Annotated in this window: 17 protein-coding genes and 1 pseudogene; 11 read left to right on the forward strand and 7 right to left on the reverse strand. The window is 39.6% G+C overall.

Features of this window, described 5'->3' with window-relative positions:
- Positions 1-1,158, forward strand: a complete 1,158-nt coding sequence (locus tag ACLLO5_RS01740; protein WP_413173776.1) for a DUF1822 family protein — start codon at positions 1-3, stop codon at positions 1,156-1,158.
- A gap of 16 nt (positions 1,159-1,174) precedes the next feature.
- On the opposite strand, the gene ACLLO5_RS01745 is transcribed toward ACLLO5_RS01740, so the two are convergent.
- Positions 1,175-3,571 (reverse strand): CHASE2 domain-containing protein, encoded by a 2,397-nt coding sequence (locus ACLLO5_RS01745; protein WP_413173777.1) that lies wholly within the window; start codon positions 3,569-3,571, stop codon positions 1,175-1,177.
- Positions 3,572-3,898: 327 nt separating this feature from the next.
- Here ACLLO5_RS01745 and ACLLO5_RS01750 point away from each other — a divergent pair, with 327 nt between their 5' ends.
- The 4 genes from ACLLO5_RS01750 (at position 3,899) to ACLLO5_RS01765 (ending at position 7,454) form a co-directional block, all read left to right on the forward strand.
- Entirely contained in the window at positions 3,899-4,489 is a 591-nt protein-coding gene (locus tag ACLLO5_RS01750; protein ID WP_413173778.1) for a DUF305 domain-containing protein, read from the forward strand.
- Positions 4,490-4,511: 22 nt separating this feature from the next.
- The gene (locus tag ACLLO5_RS01755; protein ID WP_413173779.1) at positions 4,512-4,706 is read left to right on the forward strand and encodes a heavy-metal-associated domain-containing protein; all 195 of its coding nucleotides are present in this window, start codon (positions 4,512-4,514) and stop codon (positions 4,704-4,706) included.
- Between the two features lie 246 nt (positions 4,707-4,952).
- Positions 4,953-7,196 carry a heavy metal translocating P-type ATPase gene (locus tag ACLLO5_RS01760; RefSeq protein WP_413173780.1) on the forward strand — a complete coding sequence of 748 codons (2,244 nt, stop codon included), beginning with the start codon at positions 4,953-4,955 and terminating at the stop codon, positions 7,194-7,196.
- Positions 7,197-7,454, forward strand: coding sequence for a hypothetical protein (locus ACLLO5_RS01765; RefSeq protein WP_413173781.1), 258 nt, complete (start codon positions 7,197-7,199; stop codon positions 7,452-7,454).
- Between the two features lie 109 nt (positions 7,455-7,563).
- Here the strand turns inward: ACLLO5_RS01765 and ACLLO5_RS01770 are convergent, their stop codons facing one another.
- A complete protein-coding gene (locus ACLLO5_RS01770; RefSeq protein ID WP_413173782.1) occupies positions 7,564-7,977 on the reverse strand; it encodes a heavy metal-responsive transcriptional regulator in 414 nt (137 codons plus the stop codon).
- Positions 7,978-8,157: 180 nt separating this feature from the next.
- Here ACLLO5_RS01770 and ACLLO5_RS01775 point away from each other — a divergent pair, with 180 nt between their 5' ends.
- On the forward strand, positions 8,158-9,261 hold the full coding sequence (locus tag ACLLO5_RS01775; protein ID WP_413173783.1) for a Rieske 2Fe-2S domain-containing protein: 1,104 nt from the start codon (positions 8,158-8,160) through the stop codon (positions 9,259-9,261).
- Between the two features lie 199 nt (positions 9,262-9,460).
- Positions 9,461-9,565 (forward strand): annotated as a pseudogene (locus ACLLO5_RS01780) (RNA-guided endonuclease TnpB family protein); the annotation flags it as partial.
- On the opposite strand, the gene ACLLO5_RS01785 reads toward ACLLO5_RS01780, so the two are convergent.
- Positions 9,555-12,227 (reverse strand): DEAD/DEAH box helicase, encoded by a 2,673-nt coding sequence (locus tag ACLLO5_RS01785; protein ID WP_413173784.1) that lies wholly within the window; start codon positions 12,225-12,227, stop codon positions 9,555-9,557. The pseudogene ACLLO5_RS01780 and the gene ACLLO5_RS01785 sit on opposite strands and share 11 nt — an antisense overlap.
- 148 nt (positions 12,228-12,375) lie before the next feature.
- Here ACLLO5_RS01785 and ACLLO5_RS01790 point away from each other — a divergent pair, with 148 nt between their 5' ends.
- Positions 12,376-12,723: a DUF433 domain-containing protein gene (locus ACLLO5_RS01790; RefSeq protein ID WP_413173785.1), complete on the forward strand. Its 348-nt coding sequence runs from the start codon at positions 12,376-12,378 to the stop codon at positions 12,721-12,723.
- A gap of 51 nt (positions 12,724-12,774) precedes the next feature.
- On the opposite strand, the gene ACLLO5_RS01795 is transcribed toward ACLLO5_RS01790, so the two are convergent.
- The 3 genes from ACLLO5_RS01795 to ACLLO5_RS01805 are packed head-to-tail and all read right to left on the reverse strand — an operon-like array spanning position 12,775 to position 15,510.
- Entirely contained in the window at positions 12,775-13,395 is a 621-nt protein-coding gene (locus tag ACLLO5_RS01795; RefSeq protein ID WP_413173786.1) for a type I restriction endonuclease, read from the reverse strand.
- Positions 13,396-13,432: 37 nt separating this feature from the next.
- Positions 13,433-14,929 carry an N-6 DNA methylase gene (locus tag ACLLO5_RS01800; protein ID WP_413173787.1) on the reverse strand — a complete coding sequence of 499 codons (1,497 nt, stop codon included), beginning with the start codon at positions 14,927-14,929 and terminating at the stop codon, positions 13,433-13,435.
- Positions 14,926-15,510, reverse strand: a complete 585-nt coding sequence (locus ACLLO5_RS01805; RefSeq protein WP_413173788.1) for a restriction endonuclease subunit S — start codon at positions 15,508-15,510, stop codon at positions 14,926-14,928. Before ACLLO5_RS01805 ends, ACLLO5_RS01800 begins: the two co-directional genes overlap by 4 nt.
- 259 nt (positions 15,511-15,769) lie before the next feature.
- Between ACLLO5_RS01805 and ACLLO5_RS01810 the strand changes: the two genes are divergently transcribed.
- The 3 genes from ACLLO5_RS01810 (at position 15,770) to ACLLO5_RS01820 (ending at position 17,152) form a co-directional block, all read left to right on the forward strand.
- Positions 15,770-16,132, forward strand: a complete 363-nt coding sequence (locus ACLLO5_RS01810) for a hypothetical protein (RefSeq protein WP_413173790.1) — start codon at positions 15,770-15,772, stop codon at positions 16,130-16,132.
- Positions 16,133-16,244: 112 nt separating this feature from the next.
- A complete protein-coding gene (locus ACLLO5_RS01815) occupies positions 16,245-16,493 on the forward strand; it encodes a hypothetical protein (RefSeq protein ID WP_413173791.1) in 249 nt (82 codons plus the stop codon).
- Complete coding sequence (locus ACLLO5_RS01820) at positions 16,493-17,152, forward strand: Shedu immune nuclease family protein (protein ID WP_413173792.1); 660 nt, start codon at positions 16,493-16,495, stop codon at positions 17,150-17,152. The genes ACLLO5_RS01815 and ACLLO5_RS01820 overlap by 1 nt, the downstream gene beginning before the upstream one ends.
- A 16-nt stretch (positions 17,153-17,168) precedes the next feature.
- Here the strand turns inward: ACLLO5_RS01820 and proC are convergent, their stop codons facing one another.
- Complete coding sequence (gene proC, locus ACLLO5_RS01825) at positions 17,169-17,984, reverse strand: pyrroline-5-carboxylate reductase (protein ID WP_413173793.1); 816 nt, start codon at positions 17,982-17,984, stop codon at positions 17,169-17,171.
- Position 17,985 lies beyond the last annotated feature (1 nt).

Genomic DNA, 17,985 nt, shown 5'->3' on the forward strand with positions numbered 1-17,985 from the left:
ATGTTTGATGTTTCTCCCTCTTTGGTGATTGATAATGGCTTGGTTCTAGAAATTATCCCGACAGTGCCAACTCTAGAACATACTTATTCTACAGATGGTGGTCGTCAACGCGGTTGGATTAATCAATTTTGTGTAAATACATTTTTAATTTGGTTAAAAGCAGAAAATATAGCCAATGTGGGAGTATATCCCAATCAGGCGGCACTACCGAGTTTTTGGGAATTTATTAATGGTACAGCTATTAATTTTGATAATTTACGTTTGGTATTAATTCCTACTTTAGCAATGGATGGGGATGAGTTGCGTGTTCCGCAAGAATGGGTGGATATTCCTGAATGGGTGGCTGATTATTATCTGGCTATACAATTAAATTCTGATGAAGGCTGGATGCGAGTTTTCGGTTACACGACTCATCAACAATTAAAAACTGTGGGGGTTTATGATGCTGGCGATCGCACTTACAGTTTAGAATCTGATCATCTCATTCAAGATCTAAATGTTCTGTGGATAACTCACCAACTGTATCCTGAAGAAATCAGACGTGCGCCGGTTACTCCCCTACCAGCTTTACCCCAAACCCAAGCAGCCAATTTACTCGCAAGATTAGGTAATCAAGATATCGTGTTTCCCCGTTTAGATATTCCTTTTTCCCTGTGGGGAGCATTAATAGCTCATGGCGGTTGGAGACAACGCTTGTATGAGTTGCGCCAAGGAATTACACAGTCAGTATCTATAGGGAGATGGCTTCAAGAAGGTGTATCCAATTTTGCTCAACAATTGGGCTGGGAACTACGACAATTTACAGCTTTGCCTTCGGGGATGAGAAGTCAAAAAAGCCAAGCATCTATTCGAGGCTTATCCCGGCAAATTATAGTAGCAGCTAATACTTATGAGTTAAAAATTTTACCTCAAGGCAATCTGGAAGAACAAATCTGGCGTTTTGAATTACGCAGTGCTAATCCAGAAATGATGATTCCTGTTGGGTTTCAACTCAGATTGCTGACGGAAGATTTACAACCATTTCCTAACAATGAAGATATAGCAACAACACCCGTAGAAGAATTGTCTGTGGCGGTGATGTTAGAACCGGGTGAAGGCTTGGTTTGGGAAGTGATGCCGTTTCCAGAAGAATATGAACGCGAAATTTTGCGTTTTTAATTTATAACCCACATTTTTATTTCGGTAAAAATTCCGTTAAGGTGGGAATTTCACTAACTGAACCGTATTGCTTGATAGGCTTAATGGCAGCTATGGAGATGAAAGCACTGCTTCCTAAAGCGATCGCCGCAGGGATAAAGGGAATCCAACAACTGTATAGTATTAATACTATCAGGCAGATACCGTATAAACTCAGCAATGCTGCCCCAACTGCCAAGCCTAAATAAGTGGGTTGTCGTAAATAAGCAGCAAGTAAACCTCCTGTTATTGCCCAACTCCAAATCCAAATCACCTCACCCCAGACATTCCAAGTCCATAAAAGAGGCCGTCCATCTAAAGCGGCACTCAACAACTGACTAATCATCTGTGCTTGTAAAAAGACTCCTGCCATTTCCTGTGACTTACCTTCAGGGGAAGCATAGGGAGTCAATGAATAGTCTCGAAAACTTTCGGCTGTGGTGCCAATTAAAATTATCCGGTCTTTAACTGCGTAGGCTGGTAGTTGGTCAGCCAGTGCTTGTTGTAGAGTAATACGGGGTGCGATCGCTTCTAAGTTAGGAAAAGAGCGATAATTAAGTAAGATTTGGTGTCCTGAAGCGTCAATACCTTGGTAGCCTCCGGTATGAGCTTCTATCGGCTGAAATTTGAGCTTTCCTAGTTGCCACTTATGATCAGAGGTAAATTGTAAATTAATTCCTTCAGCATATAAATAATGTAATACCAACCGTACATTTAAAGAATAAGAAGCAGTACAGGGAGAAGAGGGAGGTGGAGTTAACGCCAAAAGATGACGGCGTACCACATAATCATCATCAATAACAGTGTCACTAAAGCCGAGAGAGTCAGGAGAAACCTCTGGCGGTGGTTTGATACCTGGTTTGCTATTCTGAGGATTGCTAACTTGACATATTGCCACAAAGCGATCGCTTTTTTTCATTCGTTCAGCCAACCTTGGATAAGCTGGTTGTACAGCATAATCTCGGTATATATCCAAACCAATCGCCCGTGGTTGATATGCCTCCAACTTTGCTAACAACTTATCCAAAGCCTCATCAGATAAAGACCCACGCCTATTAGAAGATTGAGCTTGTACATCTTCCTCAGTCACCGTAATTACCAAGATCCGAGAATCTGGTTTTTCCTGGGGACGCAGACGCAGCAAGTGATCAAACGCCATTAACTCCCATGATTGCAGCAAACCAAAATACCGCACTCCCATTAACAATAAAGTGATCACCATACTGGTAAACATCGCCGCAGATAACACTTGTCGTAACTTGATACCTTCCCTAGCAGGAATTTTGGGTACAGTCGTTATTTGCTCCTGATTCTGCTTGCAGTGTAATTCCCTCCATAGCAGCGGCATCGTGGCTGGATTTTGATAAATTACAGGCAACCAAGTAGCACAGGGAAATTGAGTTTCTAGTCCTTGCAAACGTTCCCGCGCTTCCCTAACTGCGCTGTATAAAGATTCACCACTAGCAAAAGCCTCTAAAAAATACTTCAAAAATTCCTGTGCCACCCTATCAGGAACAGATTCCCGCATCACAATAATTTGAGGTATCTGTAAATCCGCAAACTCTCGCGCCAAACCCAAACCATCACAAGAATTAAAAATCGCCAGATGTAAACCTCGTTCTACAGCTTTCCGCAAAGCATACTTTAATTGACTAATTGTTAAAGTTTCCGTTTGATTAATATAAATTTTTCCTTCGTTACCACTGCCATAAGTAGCACTATGTCCAGCGAAAAACAAAATCTGCCAATCTTGATCCCATAGCTGGTCAGTTAGATCTTTACTTGATGGTTCAACCAAAAGAGTAGTATTTGCATGAGGTAATTCTGCTAATATTTGACTGTCTGTTTGAATATCAATTCCCTGACTATTACCCAAAATTGCCAAAACTTTTACCTGGGATTGAGGTTGTAAATTGCGCTTAACTTGTTCATAACTAGGCGCACTCAGAGCAATTTCAGCTTTAGGATAGCGTTCTAATAAATCCCACAAATGCCAAGGAAGTTTTTGCAGTCTCAAATCATTAGTTTGTAGTAATACACGGATATGATCTTCTGGTAGCAGCTTTTCTAGACATTTTTCACGAATGGGGCGAAACGACTCCGCTGTCAGCCAAGTATTGAAGCGAAGTTTTAAATTAACAGCAGCTTTTTCACAATCTTCCAAATTAGGAATTTGTGTTAATTGTTTAGGAATACCAATAGGGCGACCAGGAAATTTGAGATGACAGTAAATAGATTGCCATTGATGGTAACAAAGGGGAATTCCTGGATCTGGTGGCAATTCGGCAGTAATTTCTACAATTGGTCGGGCATTTTCATCACCAATTTGCAATGTTACAGGAAATCCCACCTCAAAACTTCCTGTGCCTAACTTTAAAACTACTAACTTATCCAACGACAGCACTCCAGAAATATTGAACTTACTTTATTACCATAAGCTACCGAAAGCCATGCGGGTATAGCTGCGCTTACCGCGTAGCGTGCCGGAGGCATTACCCACAAGGGCGGTCTACGATGAGAGATGGGTTTAAATCCCTTTTTAAGAAAGCCTCCTGCCTCCTTTAAGATTTGTCAAGCTTCTCTAGACTCTCTAGCTAACTGGAGGGTTTAAACTGAATGTAACAGGACTCTCAGCTGAACATTAGTAAATACCAACGACAATTTACTAATTTTTAGCGGAAATGCCCTCAACCTTCCTTCGGAAGTGAAAGGAGCGATCGCAATGATTAACAAATCAGTCAATTTTGGTCTTTTAGGTTTACTTGCCGCTTTATCCTTAAACCACAGCGTCCAAGCGCAACAACACCAACATTCACCATCTACCCCTGCTAGTGAGACTAACACTATGCCACAGCAGCAGGGAGATCAGCATTTCCTGAACATGATGGTTCACCACGACCAAAAAACGATAAAAATGGCAGATTTGGCGTTACAGAAAGCGAATAATCCCCAAATCAAAGCATTGGCAACCCAGATAAAAACCGACCAAACCAAAGAAATTGAGCAATTGCAAGCTTTGTACAAACAGTTATATGGCACAGAAGTTCCTGCTAATGCCATGAACTGTATGGGAATGGGTCAAGGTCAGGGAATGGGAAAAATGATGAGTTTAGAATCTTTGCAAAATTCCCCTAACTTTGACCAGGAATTTCTGCGGACAATGATTCAACATCAGCAAATGTCTGTGAATATGGCCAAGAAAGCTTCCGAAACTGCTACTGTGCCACAAATTCGTGACTTCGCTCAAGCTATCATCAAAACGCAAACTGCTCAAATTCAAAAGTTGCAACAGTTGTCTCCATCTGAATCTTAATTTTTTTCACTCATTTAAAGTTATGACAATCCAACTTACAGTTCCAGGAATGGCTTGTTCTGCTTGTGCCAATAATATTACCAATGCGGTCAAAGCTGTAGATGCTAACGCTAATGTTGAAGCTGACCCTAAAACCAAGCTAGTTAATGTAGATACTCAAGCTTCAGAAACTGCAATTAAAGAAGCGTTAGTTGCTGCTGGTTATCCTCCAGCTTAATAGTTGGGGAGAGGGGGAGCAGGGGAGCAGGGGAGCAGAGGAGCAGGGGAGCAGAGGAGCAGAGGAGAATAAATTATTTATCTATTCCCTATTCCCTATTCCCTATTCCCTTCTTACTGTCACCTGTCACCTGTCACCTGTTACCTATTCCCTATTCCCTATTCCCTTCTTACTGTCACCTGTCACCTGTCACCTATCACCTGTCACCTATCACCTGTCACCTGTCACCTGTCACCTATTCCCTATATGGATAATCTCACTCTCAAACTTCGGGGTATGAGTTGCGCTTCCTGCGCTAATAACGTTGAACAGGCAATACTTGCAGTTCCTGGTGTGATTGATTGCAATGTTAATTTTGGTGCAGAACAAGCAACTATTAATTATGATTCCAAGCAGACCAATTTAGCAAAAATTCAAGCTGCTATTGAGGATGCTGGTTATTCTTCTTTTTCGCTACCAGAAGCACAAGATGAAGATGATTCTGAACAGGTGATTCGGTTGGCAGAACAACAAGAATTAAAACGTAAATTATGGACAGGTGGTGTAATTAGTAGTCTGTTATTTTTCGGTTCTTTACCGATGATGACGGGATTGAAGTTATCTTTCATTCCTAATTTTTTACATCATCCTTGGTTGCAATTGGTGTTAACAACACCAGTGGAATTTTGGTGTGGCTGGTCTTTTTTTCGTAATGGATGGAAGTCTTTAAAACACCATACAGCAACTATGGATACTTTAATTGCACTGGGTACAGGTGCGGCTTATTTATATTCTTTAGTGGTTACACTTTTTCCTAGTTTTTTTGTTATCCAGGGTTTGCAAACTCATGTTTATTATGAAGTTGCAGCCATGGTGGTGACATTAATTCTGTTAGGACGGTTTTTGGAACATCGTGCTAGGGGACAAACTTCGGAAGCTATTCGCAAATTGATGGGAATGCAAGCGAAAACGGCTAGGGTGATGCGTGATGGGGTGGAAATAGATGTTCCTATTCAGGATGTCACAATTAATGATGTGATTTTGGTGCGTCCTGGAGAAAAAATTCCGGTTGATGGGGAAGTTATTGATGGGACTTCCACTGTGGATGAAGCAATGGTGACAGGTGAAAGTTTACCTGTGAAGAAGCAATTGGGAGATGAAGTAATTGGGGCAACAATTAATAAAAGTGGTAGTTTCAAGTTTAGGGCAACTAGGGTAGGGAAGGATACATTTTTGGCGCAAATTGTCAAATTAGTACAAGAGGCACAAGGTTCAAAAGCACCTATTCAACGGTTAGCGGATCAGGTGACGGGGTGGTTTGTACCTGCTGTAATTGCGATCGCGATCGCCACTTTTCTCATCTGGTTTAATCTCACAGGTAATTTTACTCTCTCCATGATCACAATGGTGGGTGTTTTGATTATCGCCTGTCCCTGTGCTTTGGGTTTAGCTACTCCTACTTCTGTGATGGTTGGAACTGGTAAAGGAGCAGAAAATGGCATTTTAATTAAAGATGCTCAAAGTTTGGAGTTAGCACACAAAATTCAAATTATTGTTCTTGATAAAACCGGAACTTTAACTCAGGGTAAACCGACTGTTACAGATTTTGCCACTGTTCAAGGTACAGCAAATCAAAATGAACTGGAATTATTAAAGTTAGCTGCATCTGTAGAAAGAAATTCTGAGCATCCTTTAGCGGAATCTGTGGTAAAATATGCCGAATCTCAAGAGGTGAATTTATCAGAAGTTAAGGATTTTTTAGCTATTGCTGGTAGTGGTGTACAAGGAATTGTTAATGATCATTTGGTGCAAATAGGTACAGAATGCTGGTTAACAGAATTAGGCATTAATACAGATGCTTTGCAAGCATATCAAGCTGCTTGGGAAGTGGGAGGAAAAACGGTAATTTTAATTGCTCTTGATGGGCAATTGGAAGGGATAATGGGTATTGCTGATGCTCTCAAACCTTCCTCAGCTACAGCGGTGAAAGCACTGCAAAGGTTGGGTTTAGAAGTGGTGATGTTAACAGGAGATAATCGCCCTACAGCGGATGCGATCGCACATCAAGTTGGTATTACCCAAGTTTTTGCCCAAGTTCGTCCAGACCAAAAAGCAGCTATTATTAAATCATTGCAATCCAAAATAGTTGCTATGGTGGGAGATGGAATTAATGATGCACCCGCATTAGCACAAGCAGATGTGGGCATAGCTATTGGCACAGGTACAGATGTGGCGATCGCCGCCAGTGATATTACCCTAATTTCTGGAGACTTGCAAGCAATTGTCACCGCTATTCAACTCAGTCGCGCTACCATTAATAATATTAAGCAAAATCTCTTCTTTGCTTTTATTTACAATATCATTGGTATTCCCATTGCCGCTGGTATTCTCTACCCTATTTTTGGTTGGTTACTCAACCCAATTATTGCTGGTGCAGCAATGGCATTTTCTTCCGTTTCTGTAGTCACCAATGCTTTAAGATTGCGTAACTTTCAAGCAGGAGTCAATTAAATGTGGAATCAAAAAACTTTCTGGATGATTCTTGCTTGTTTACTGCTATTGACATCAAGCCCCGCATCAGCAGAAATGCCAAATTCCCATTCACAACACAATAAACAATTGCAAATCATTGAGCAACCTTTAGGTGTAAAAGTTGCTGTAACTACTGGTGGTTTAGGATTAATTGGATTGGAATTATGGTGGTTTATTTTCAGTAAAGCAATTACAAAAAAGGGAACAGAGAACAGGGAACAGGGAACAGGGAACTGATACCAAAATCAATTCCTCACTCAAAATGCTTATAAATTCTAGATCATAGCTGTTCACGTAGTGTGGCGTAGCCATTTACTGACTGCTGAATACTTACTAATCACCTAATTTATTTCTGAATTATTGGACAAATACTATCTTCTGGTTTGGTTTTTATATTCTGCCAACCTGAAAGTAATTGCTTAATTTCTGAACGTAAAGATAATAATTGCTCAATTTGATGATCAATTTGTAATAACTTTTCTTGCAACTTTTCCTGAATGTCACAACAAGGAGGTTGTCCATGATCATAGACTTTCAATATATCTCGAATTTCTTCTAAACTTAAACCCAAATGTTGCGCTCTTTTAATAAAGGCTAATCTGGTTAATACATCCGCTGTAAATTGACGATAACCCCCTTCTGTACGTGCTGATGATTGAATTAACCCTAGACTTTCATAATAGCGAATTGTCCTAATAGGAACGCCACTTTTTTCTGTTACCTGACCAATTAAAAGTAGTTGTTTATCTTGAATTAACACAATAGAATTCCCAACTCTTGTTCTTATTATGACATACAACAAGAGACAGATCACAGGTAATATTTTTTCTTAATTATGAATTACTAATTCCCTATTCATGAAGTACCGAAAATAACTGTTTTTCTCACCTTGCCATGATATTTCTAAATTAACCGCTTGACTGCTAGTTAAACCCTAAAAATGAACGTCAACGCTGAAAATGTGAACTACGCAAGGAAACCTAAAATTTTCAATCAACCAGAACGTTTTATTGAGGGTTGGTATTGGGTAATACCCTCAATAAAATTGCGAGTTGGTGAAGTCAAACCTGTGACAATTTTGGGTAGAGATTTAGTAATTTATCGTGGTAAAGATAGACAAGCAGTAATTTTTGATGCTTACTGCCCACACATGGGCGCTCATCTTGCGGAAGGCAAGGTTGAGGGTAATGAATTACGCTGTTTTTTTCATCATTGGAAATATGATACAGAAGGTTTTTGTGTTGAAGTTCCTTGTTTAGATGAACCCATTAATGTCAAAGCCAAAACTTGGCCTACCGCAGAAAAATATGGGTTGGTTTGGGTTTGGACTGGAGAAACACCACAACAACCGTTACCATTTATTCCTGAGTTGGAACTTGAGGAATGTGATAGTGCTTTTGGTTCACGATTTATCACAAATTGTCACCCGAATGTTGTCATGGTTAATGCTATAGACGCGCAACATTTTCATACGGTTCATAATCTATTATCAGAATTTAATTTTGAAAAACAGGAACTGAATGAAAATGCTATCACCTTCAGCAATACTACACAAGATAGCCCTGATTCTTGGTTTATTAAACTTATACGTCCTGTCTACAAAAAACCTGTATTTTATAGTCTTTGCTATTGGTATGGTACTACGGGAATAGTGACAGTTGGTACAGAATTCTTACATTTCCACATTATGTTTGCTTTGCGTCTAATAGAAGGTGGAAAAACAGAAGGTCTCAACATTTTTATTGCTAAAAAACGCCGTGGTATTTTCGGACGGCTTTATAATCGCTTTATCCTGTGGCTGAGTAAATTTCTAGCTCAATACTTTATCAATAATGATCGTAAGATTTTCCAGACTATTCAGTTTAATTTAAAATCTCCCATTGAGCTTGATCAGCCCATAGTACAATTCATTAACCATTTAGAAGGACAGAAAGCTTTGAAATGGGGAAGTTGGAATTTAGAGAGAGTGCGTGATGGTGAGGTGCGAGAGATAGAAAAACGAGAAAATCGCGAAAAATGGCGTGATGAGTTGGTTAATGATTGAAAATTCCGGCTTTAGACAATAAAAATGAAGTGGTTTTGCCACTTCATCAATTCCCAGGTAGAACCTTAGCAATGAGTATAACGACTAGCAATATTTAAAAATGTATAAAATAGGACAAAATTTAAAATTATTCTTGATGTCACTTCTTTTATTGCTATACAAAATTTGATGTAACTCTAGTCACCACCTACGGTTACTATGTAGTTGTGGTTGCGAACTTCAAAGAGACACAAATGCAGCAATAAATATTCTCAACCGTGCTAAAAATAGGGGAGGGTATCCCCAAATTAATGTCAATCCATAACCTCATTTACAGGGAATCTATCAATTAACTGCATAGCCCTTTGAGCATTTTTCCGCAAAGAGTCCGGGACTAATGGAACATGAGGAATCTGGGATAATAAATCTAAAGTCCGGCGTAAAAGTCTGACTACATCACCTTCATCCAAAGTGGTATTTGCACATAGTTGTACCCAATCCATACCCAAAGCCCACTGTTCGACAATGGCGATTAATTCAAATTCTAACCAAATAGGTAGCGCCACATTATAGCGTCTTTGTATTTGAAACAATTGGCGACGAATTCCCCGCAACTTCGCTAAAGCATCGGCTACTTCATTACTGAGGTCAAAGCGTACTTTACTATCTGGTCGTGGAGTTTCTGTCACCAAAGCTGCTGCTGCTGCTGCTAAATGGTGAGGATCTAAACTATCTAGTTCACTACTAGCGATCGCTAAACCTAACCATAATTCATTTTCACCCCGAATCGCAGCGGCCATTTGTCCCAATGTTGTGGGTACTAAGTTATCCAAACCGCCAAACTGCTGCAAGATTTGAATTAAATTCTGAAATTCTTCCCAATGTCTTTGAGACTGTTGTTCTACCTGTTCTTGTAATTCTTCCAGTTCGGCTTCTAATTCTACACAACGCGCTCTGTCTTTAAATATTTTGGCTATGTTTCCTGATTGATGTAAGGGGTGATTTTCTAATTGTGCTTGCACAGCATTAAACCGAGCGAGTTGTTCTACAACTTCCGGTGGCATATACATAAATTCCCCTGGGTCGGGTATACTCTGAGCGATCGCAGCGGTTTCTTGATTACCACGCACACACTGACCCCTTTTTAATGCCAATTCTGGCGGTGGTAATATATCAGGCGACACTTCCACTCTGGGCAATTCAGCATACAAATCTACCACATCTGCAACTGTTGCCACATACCAACGGTTATCTTGACCCAAACAAACAAAATAAGAAGCTTGACCAACATCAGGGGCTTTAGCAACCAAAACTGCTGTCATTGGCAAAGTAGCGATCATGCTTTTATCTTTGAGACTCAAAAGCGTCCCAGATACAGCAAAATCTAGCATCATAGACAATTGTTCTTGTCTATCTGCCTGTGCTTGTTCTTGTAGAGTTTTGAGAATATGACGTTCTACTTTCAGCCGTTGTCGCAATTTTTCATACAACGCCAATTCATTTTCATCAACTGCGGCTAATTCTGCTTGAATTTTTGCTAATTCTGCTTTTATTTCCCCCATTTCGTCGTATTCTGGCTTTAAATACAACGTTGCCATATACTGTCCAAAACTGCGTTCTATCAGTTCCCTAGCTTGTTCTAAAGTATGGGTTTGCAGCAAGTTCAGCACCATCCCATAACTGGGGGTAAACTGACTAACTAGGGGATCTGCTGGAGATGTGGCTAAATACGCAGCTTCTTTTGCCCCCTCAAAGGGAGTTTGTAATGTCACCACATAGCCTTGTAAATCCATACCCCGACGACCTGCCCGTCCTGACATTTGCAGAAATTCCGAAGCCTTCAACAACCGATGTCCATTATCGGTGCGTTTGGAAAGGGTAGAAATCACCGTTGTCCGCGCTGGCATATTAATTCCTGCTGCCAGGGTTTCTGTAGCAAAGACGACTTTAATTAGTCCCTGTTGAAATAATTCCTCTACCAACACTTTCCAGGCTGGTAAAATGCCGGCATGGTGGGCTGCAACTCCTCGGTACAATGGGGCAATTTGTCCAGAACGTCCTGCTTCCGGGTTACGTGCTAAAAAATTATCAATCTGCCTACGTAATATTTGGGATTCGTCATTATTCACTAACCATAAATCCCCTACTTCTGCCACGGCTTTATCACATCCCCGGCGGCTGAAAATAAAGAAAATGGCTGGCAGCATATCCCGCTGCTCTAATTGACTGATGGTATAAATGATACCGGGTGCTTCTGGTCTACCGCCTTTGCCTTTTTCCCCTGGCCCTTTTTTACCCCGTTTAATCAGCCTGGGGTTGATTTTGGTTTTACTTTCATTGAGGAGGGGAAAGAGTCCTTTGGGATTGCAAAAGTTAAATTCTAAGGGAACTGGGCGAAAATCGGAATAAATCAGGTCTGTTGGACCATGAACACGATTTAACCAGTCGGTGAGTTGATCGCTGTTAGCAACAGTAGCGGAAAGGGCGACAAGCTGCACTTCACGGGGACAATAGATGATTGATTCTTCCCAAACTGTACCCCGTTGGCGATCGTTCATGTAGTGGCACTCATCGAGGACAACAGCCTCCACATCTACCAAAGAGATGCCAATTTGACCTATGGGTGTGCCATAAAGCATATTGCGGAAAATTTCAGTGGTCATGACCAAAATCGGTGCATCCCTGTTAATGGAGGCATCCCCGGTTAAGAGTCCAACCTGATCAAACCCGAATTTTTCTCGAAAATCACGTAATTTTTGATTCGATAATGCTTTGAGAGGGGTGGTGTAAAACACTCGTTTCCCTCGCAATAGGGCGCGATAAATGGCGTATTCCCCAATTAATGTTTTCCCTGAACCTGTGGGCGCACAGACAACTACTGAACGGCCAGCATTGAGGGAGGCGATCGCATCTAGCTGGAATTGATCCAACTCAAAGGGAAAGATTGACCCTAAATTAATTTCTGAAGACGGGGCAGGATAGTTCACTCAATCATCTTTTGCATCCAGACTATCTACCATCATAACCTGATTAGGGATTTGCTAGGGTAATGGTAATCGGTGATTGGTAATTGGTGGGTTTCGTAACTAGCAACTTACGTTACTATGAAAGCAAATATGTTATTAGTCTTGCATAATGACATTCGTAATTGTCGCTGAACCAGCACCACTAAAAATTTCTGCTGATAGTGTCGTTCGGGTAGGGAAAACCCGTGTAACTCTTGATACGGTAGTTTCTGTCTTCAAACAAGGATCAACCGCAGAAGAAATTGTTTACCGTTATCCATCCCTCAAGCTTGCTGATGTGTACGCTACTATTGCCTTCTATCTTAACCATCAGCAAGATGTTGAAGCATATTTACAGCAACGTCAGCAACAAGCCCAAGAAGTGCGGAAGATGAACGAGTCCAGGTTTGATCCACAAGGGTTGCGTGATAGATTACTTGCGCGTAAAGCTGAAGTTCTAGTTTCCATTCTAGTGTAGAGCGATAGTGCTACGCACCGCTGACGCGATCGCATTCTGTGGGAATTGAATTCAAATTAATGTTTCTGCAATTCTGCGTAGGACGCTACACGCAGACTCTAATTCACTTTGAGTAGTTAGAGGTGCAAATACTCTTGACATGGCATATTGTTGATTGTCTAGCTTGACAAACACAATATCATCGCCATTGGTGAACATTCCAAAAGTAGGCAAATCAGTATTGGGACTGGCCATCAAGTAAGCGAGAGTTTGGGGCAATGCTGACCAAACTGATAACATGGTTTTTTTGGACTCTAAAACAATTATCCACAGGCGATCTTTCAAAACTAAAACATCTATGCGACCCTGTAGAGTTTCTTCGCTATCGGCTACTGTTATTTGTACAGATTCTTCAGCTTTGATGCGAAAAGGTGGATCGTATAAACCAGCAACAGTCAGCAATGGAGAGACAAGTAATAGCATCACCGTACTTTCTAATAAATGCCCACTGGAACGATGATAAATATAACGATTCCATAAAATTTCCAAGTTGGTGCGGTCATTAGAATTAATTTCAGGTAATTGATCATGCCATTCTGTAAAGAAATCCTGAGATTCACTGCGAGTTAAACCAAATCTTTTTTCTGCTTCTGCGATGGTGGTGATGGTTTCAGTAACGGCTAGTGTTTGCATGGTAGCTTTCTGTTTTAGTAGTTGTATTTATTTTGGCTCATAAATTTACCCCCAGTTCACGCAGGTATCTATTCATATCATTTTCTGCTTTAGCACGTTCAACCTCTAATTCTCGCAGCTTAATAATTTCTGTCTTAATATCAATTTTTTCATTTTCGGTTTTGGGAGGTAGCACATAGCGGTTAATGTTAAGGATATAGTCATTGTCTGCTATCTCTTTAAGAGTTGCGACTTTGGTATACCCTTCTTCATCTATGAAAGCTTGATAACTCTTGACGATAGAATTAATATCTTCTGTCTGTAAATAATTTTGCTTCCCAATCTTTTGATATTTGCTACTAGCATCAATGAATAACACTTTCTTGTTATGTTGTTCTGGTTTATTTCGATTAAAAATTAAGATATTAGTAAGAATGCTAGTACCATATAATAAATTGGGTGGAAGACTAATAACTGCTTCAATTAAGTCTTCTTCAATAATTCTTTTCCGAATTAAACCTTCTTTACCTCCGCGAAATAATACACCATTTGCTACTATTATTGCCGCTTTGCCAGTTTTTTCTAATGTAGCTAATATGTGCTGAATAAATGCAAAATCACCATTATTATTGGGTGGTACTCCATATCGAAACCGATAATAAGGATCAAACCCATCTCTCTGATCACCCCAGTTATTAAGACTAAACGGCGGGTTAGCAATTACCCTATCAAAAAGCATTAATTCTCTATCCTTTAATAGTTGAGGGTCGCGGATAGTGTCTCCTAGACGGATATCACAATCAAAGATGCCGTGTAATAGCAAATTTATTTTGGCGATAACCCAAGTTTCTAAGCCTTTTTCCTGCCCATAGAAAGATACATCTTCTATATTTAATCCCACCTGTTTTATATAATTAACAGATGCAACCAGAAACCCACCAACTCCACAGACAGGATCACAAATTTTCATTCCCTTTTCTACTCCCAATAGATTAATTAACAATTCTGCTATTTTATTTGCGGTATAGAACTCTCCACTCCTTTTTCCTGAATCACCTGCAAATTTTTCAATTAAAAATTCACAAGCTTTTCCTAAAATATCTGGTTCAACAAGGTTACTATATCGGAGATTGAGATATGAAAAATGCTCAATTAATTGACGCAGTATCTTGTCATGCTGTCCATAATCAAAATTATTATGTTTATTTTCAAAATCAATACTAGTAAAAATTCTCTTCAGATGTGGGTTGTTATCTTCAATCTCTTGAGATGCTATATTAAGTGCATGACCAATATTATTATCAAAACGCAGCAAGTAGCTCCAACGAGAACACTCAGGCACAAATACACCAAAGTTATTTAATCTATTCCATGCTAAATTTTGATCATCTATTTCCTGTTCAATTGCTTTAGAACTTTCCTCAAATACATCAGATAAATGCTTGAGAAATAAGAGCCTTAATAAATATTTGTTATAATCAGTGACACTAAAATGACTGCGTAGAATATCAGCAGCAATCCAAAGTCCTCGCTCCAATTCCTGTAAAGTTATCATTGCTCTCCTTCTAAGATTTGAGAAAAAGTTAATTGAGTCAAACTATTCCGTTTTTCTAGTGTCTCTAAAGTAATTTGGGTATAACGTTCAGCAGATAAAAAAAGTTCGGCTAATTTATTTTGTGTATTCAAATTAGGTAAGGGTATTTCCAACTCTCGCAACTGTGAAATTTTTAACAACTGAGTTCCGATAGATTGACTATATAAGGTGCTAAGTTCTTTTTCTAACCATTGTGAGCGCATCAACACAGCTAAATATACTGAATTAAGATTTTTTTCCTTTACCCGTAAAACTGCCAAGTTTTGATGTGGCAAGCTACCTTTTACTTCATCTGTCACCAATGATGCTTTCAGGGGAGTTCCTCGAATTGTAATAACTACATCATCAGTCTGCAATCTATACTTAGAGAGATTGGAAGAATCAAGTTGAGAAATGCTTAATTCACCACTTATATATATTTGCTCAAGATTTCGGGAGTTAATAATTTGTTCTTGTGAACCAAGTTCGTTTTCATAGCGTTTGAGAGTAACACCTTGGTATATTTGTACTAATTCTTTCAGTCGAAAAATAGGATTGGGCATAAATTATAAGCTTTGTATGCAGTATTAATATACTTCTGCATTAGAAGTATGTCAATACTAAAGAAAAGTATTCAGATATCTTGACAATTTTGGGAAGTGTTGTTAGGATATAGCTAACATACAAAACGACGAAAAAAACGCCACCTGGACTGGTACTCCAGATAGCGTCTTCTTGTAATTTTCAGAATTTTGTAGCTTGGTTAGCCGTTAACGGTCTGGCTGACTTTAGACCGTCAATCAAAAAAAAGGAAAAATGATTATGACTACTAGCTTCAACGATCATAACTCAAATGAACATCAGTTACAACTAGATATCCTACGATGGTTGTCTAATCTCCTGGAAATGGAAGATCCAATTTCATTCCTTACTAAGTTTAAGGAGACAATTCAACTTAGTCGCCAAATACAAAAAGAAAAGGAAGAAGCAGAAGCCGAATCTCGACGTATAGCACAGTTTGAAGTTGAAACAAAGGCTTGTAAACGTCTTATTGCCATTATTATAGAATATGCTAAGAGTCAGGGAATTAACCCTTATGACTTGCCTTACCTCAAAAGCAAAAGCTATGACGAACTTTGTGAGTATATTGAAAAATTTTGGCCGGAGCTAAAGGACAAAATATAAGAGCTTCTAAGTGTGACTAAGAAATACCAAAACCTCTAAACTTAATAGAGCCTGGTATTCCTTAGCCATTTCTGGTTTACCAATCTCATCAGCTATAAATGGAGATATGAATATGACCGTACAATTTAGAGAAAAGGCTTTAATGGCTTATGAAACCATGCCATTGAATCAAAAACATAAAGTTTCTGAAATAATACAGCAGCTAGATGTCAAAAATTTACAACACTTAAATTCTGACAGACTTGAAAACACAGATACATGGGTCATGAAAATAGATAGTAATGTCAGACTACTTTTTAAACAAACAGAGCAAGGTTTTTTAATAATTGATATTATTGACCGCAAAAAGGAAGACTATTAGTGATCACGCTTTTTCCTTATAGGTTTGACATCTACGAGTGTGATAAACAAATTCAAGACCTGCACTCTTTCTTAACCGCTACTCCAGAAATTCCAGAAAGTGGTGAAAATGGACTACAAAAGTTTTTCTCAGATAGACCTCACCTAATTCTTTTACTTGGATATTGGCATTTTGGTTTAGAACCAGCTTTTTATAAGCCCGAAGTCAGTTTATTTAGTAACGAGTTTAGAGCAGATTTTGTTGTTGCTGATAGACAGAAAAAGAAGTTTGTTTTTGTTGAATTTGAGGACGCAACAGAAAATAGCATTTTCAAGATTAAATCAAAAAATTCTGATTCAGCAAATACTAGCTATGAGTGGTCATCCAGGTATGAACATGGGGTTAGTCAAGTCATAGACTGGTATTACCGAATGGATGATTATGAGAGAACCTATAAATTTGAAGAGTATTTTGGTCATCGTGAAGTTAATTATACTGGGTTGCTGGTGATTGGGAGGGATAAATTTCTCCAGCAATACGGCTTAATGCAAAGATTTCGCTGGAGATCAAGCAAAACTATCATCAATAGTAAGCCTCTTCATTGCATTACTTTTGATCAATTGCTTCAGGAGTCAATAGAAAAGCTGTCTACACTGAAAGCAAGTGACCAGCTAGAATAAAATCCCATTGCTCCCATCACCCTTTCCCCAACTCCTGAGAACGATGAGCAGCAGCTTTCACAGCTTGAATTAAAGCGGAACGAAATCCTGCTTTCTCTAACTCACTCACTCCCGCAATTGTCGTCCCCCCTGGACTGGTGACTCTATCCTTCAATTCTGCTGGATGGATTTTTGTTTCTTCTATCAGTTTTGCCGTTCCCAATACCGTATGCAAAGCTAATTTTTTAGCTATCTCTCTGGGTAAACCCGCTGCAACACCCCCATCAGATAAAGCTTCTATCATCAACGCCACATAAGCAGGTCCACTACCAGATAACCCTGTCACCGCATCCATAAGCGTTTCTGGAACTTCCACCACTTCCCCAACGGCGGAAAAAATTTGCTGTGCGGTTTCTTGATGTCTAGGCTGAGTGTACGCACCTAAACAAATAGCTGTCATTCCTGCGCCCACTGTAGCAGGTGTATTGGGCATAGCGCGAATTACTGGCATTTGGGGAAATGCAGCTTCTATTGGTTTTAAAGGCACACCTGCCAAAATAGAAATAATTAAGGGTGAATGTTCTATAGGTAATATATCTGCTAATTCTTGAGCGATCGCACTGAATATTTGGGGCTTCACCGCCAACATCACAGCTTCTTGAGCTTCAGCCAAAACCAAGCAATTATCACTCGTTACAGCTACCCCATATTGCTGCTGCAAAAAACTCCGGCGAGCCGCTTGGGGTTCACTGACAATCACTTCTGCGCCTTGATAAATTCCACGCGCAATAAGGCGAGATAATAGAGCCTCTCCCATTACCCCGCCACCAATTAAACCAAATTTAATAGTCATT

This window comes from Anabaena azotica SJ-1, from assembly GCF_047275885.1.
Taxonomy (GTDB): domain Bacteria; phylum Cyanobacteriota; class Cyanobacteriia; order Cyanobacteriales; family Nostocaceae; genus Trichormus_B; species Trichormus_B azotica_A.

Excerpts from the sequence above, each read along its gene's own strand:
- ACLLO5_RS01795 (WP_413173786.1), bottom strand. The coding sequence starts at position 13,395 with ATGCAAACACTAGCCGTTACTGAAACCATCACCACCATCGCAGAAGCA.
- proC (WP_413173793.1), bottom strand. The coding sequence starts at position 17,984 with ATGACTATTAAATTTGGTTTAATTGGTGGCGGGGTAATGGGAGAGGCT.
- ACLLO5_RS01750 (WP_413173778.1), top strand. The coding sequence starts at position 3,899 with ATGATTAACAAATCAGTCAATTTTGGTCTTTTAGGTTTACTTGCCGCT.
- ACLLO5_RS01815 (WP_413173791.1), top strand. The coding sequence starts at position 16,245 with ATGACCGTACAATTTAGAGAAAAGGCTTTAATGGCTTATGAAACCATG.
- ACLLO5_RS01740 (WP_413173776.1), top strand. The coding sequence starts at position 1 with ATGTTTGATGTTTCTCCCTCTTTGGTGATTGATAATGGCTTGGTTCTA.
- ACLLO5_RS01810 (WP_413173790.1), top strand. The coding sequence starts at position 15,770 with ATGACTACTAGCTTCAACGATCATAACTCAAATGAACATCAGTTACAA.
- ACLLO5_RS01790 (WP_413173785.1), top strand. The coding sequence starts at position 12,376 with ATGACATTCGTAATTGTCGCTGAACCAGCACCACTAAAAATTTCTGCT.
- ACLLO5_RS01800 (WP_413173787.1), bottom strand. The coding sequence starts at position 14,929 with ATGATAACTTTACAGGAATTGGAGCGAGGACTTTGGATTGCTGCTGAT.
- ACLLO5_RS01775 (WP_413173783.1), top strand. The coding sequence starts at position 8,158 with ATGAACGTCAACGCTGAAAATGTGAACTACGCAAGGAAACCTAAAATT.
- ACLLO5_RS01755 (WP_413173779.1), top strand. The coding sequence starts at position 4,512 with ATGACAATCCAACTTACAGTTCCAGGAATGGCTTGTTCTGCTTGTGCC.
- ACLLO5_RS01760 (WP_413173780.1), top strand. The coding sequence starts at position 4,953 with ATGGATAATCTCACTCTCAAACTTCGGGGTATGAGTTGCGCTTCCTGC.
- ACLLO5_RS01805 (WP_413173788.1), bottom strand. The coding sequence starts at position 15,510 with ATGCCCAATCCTATTTTTCGACTGAAAGAATTAGTACAAATATACCAA.
- ACLLO5_RS01765 (WP_413173781.1), top strand. The coding sequence starts at position 7,197 with ATGTGGAATCAAAAAACTTTCTGGATGATTCTTGCTTGTTTACTGCTA.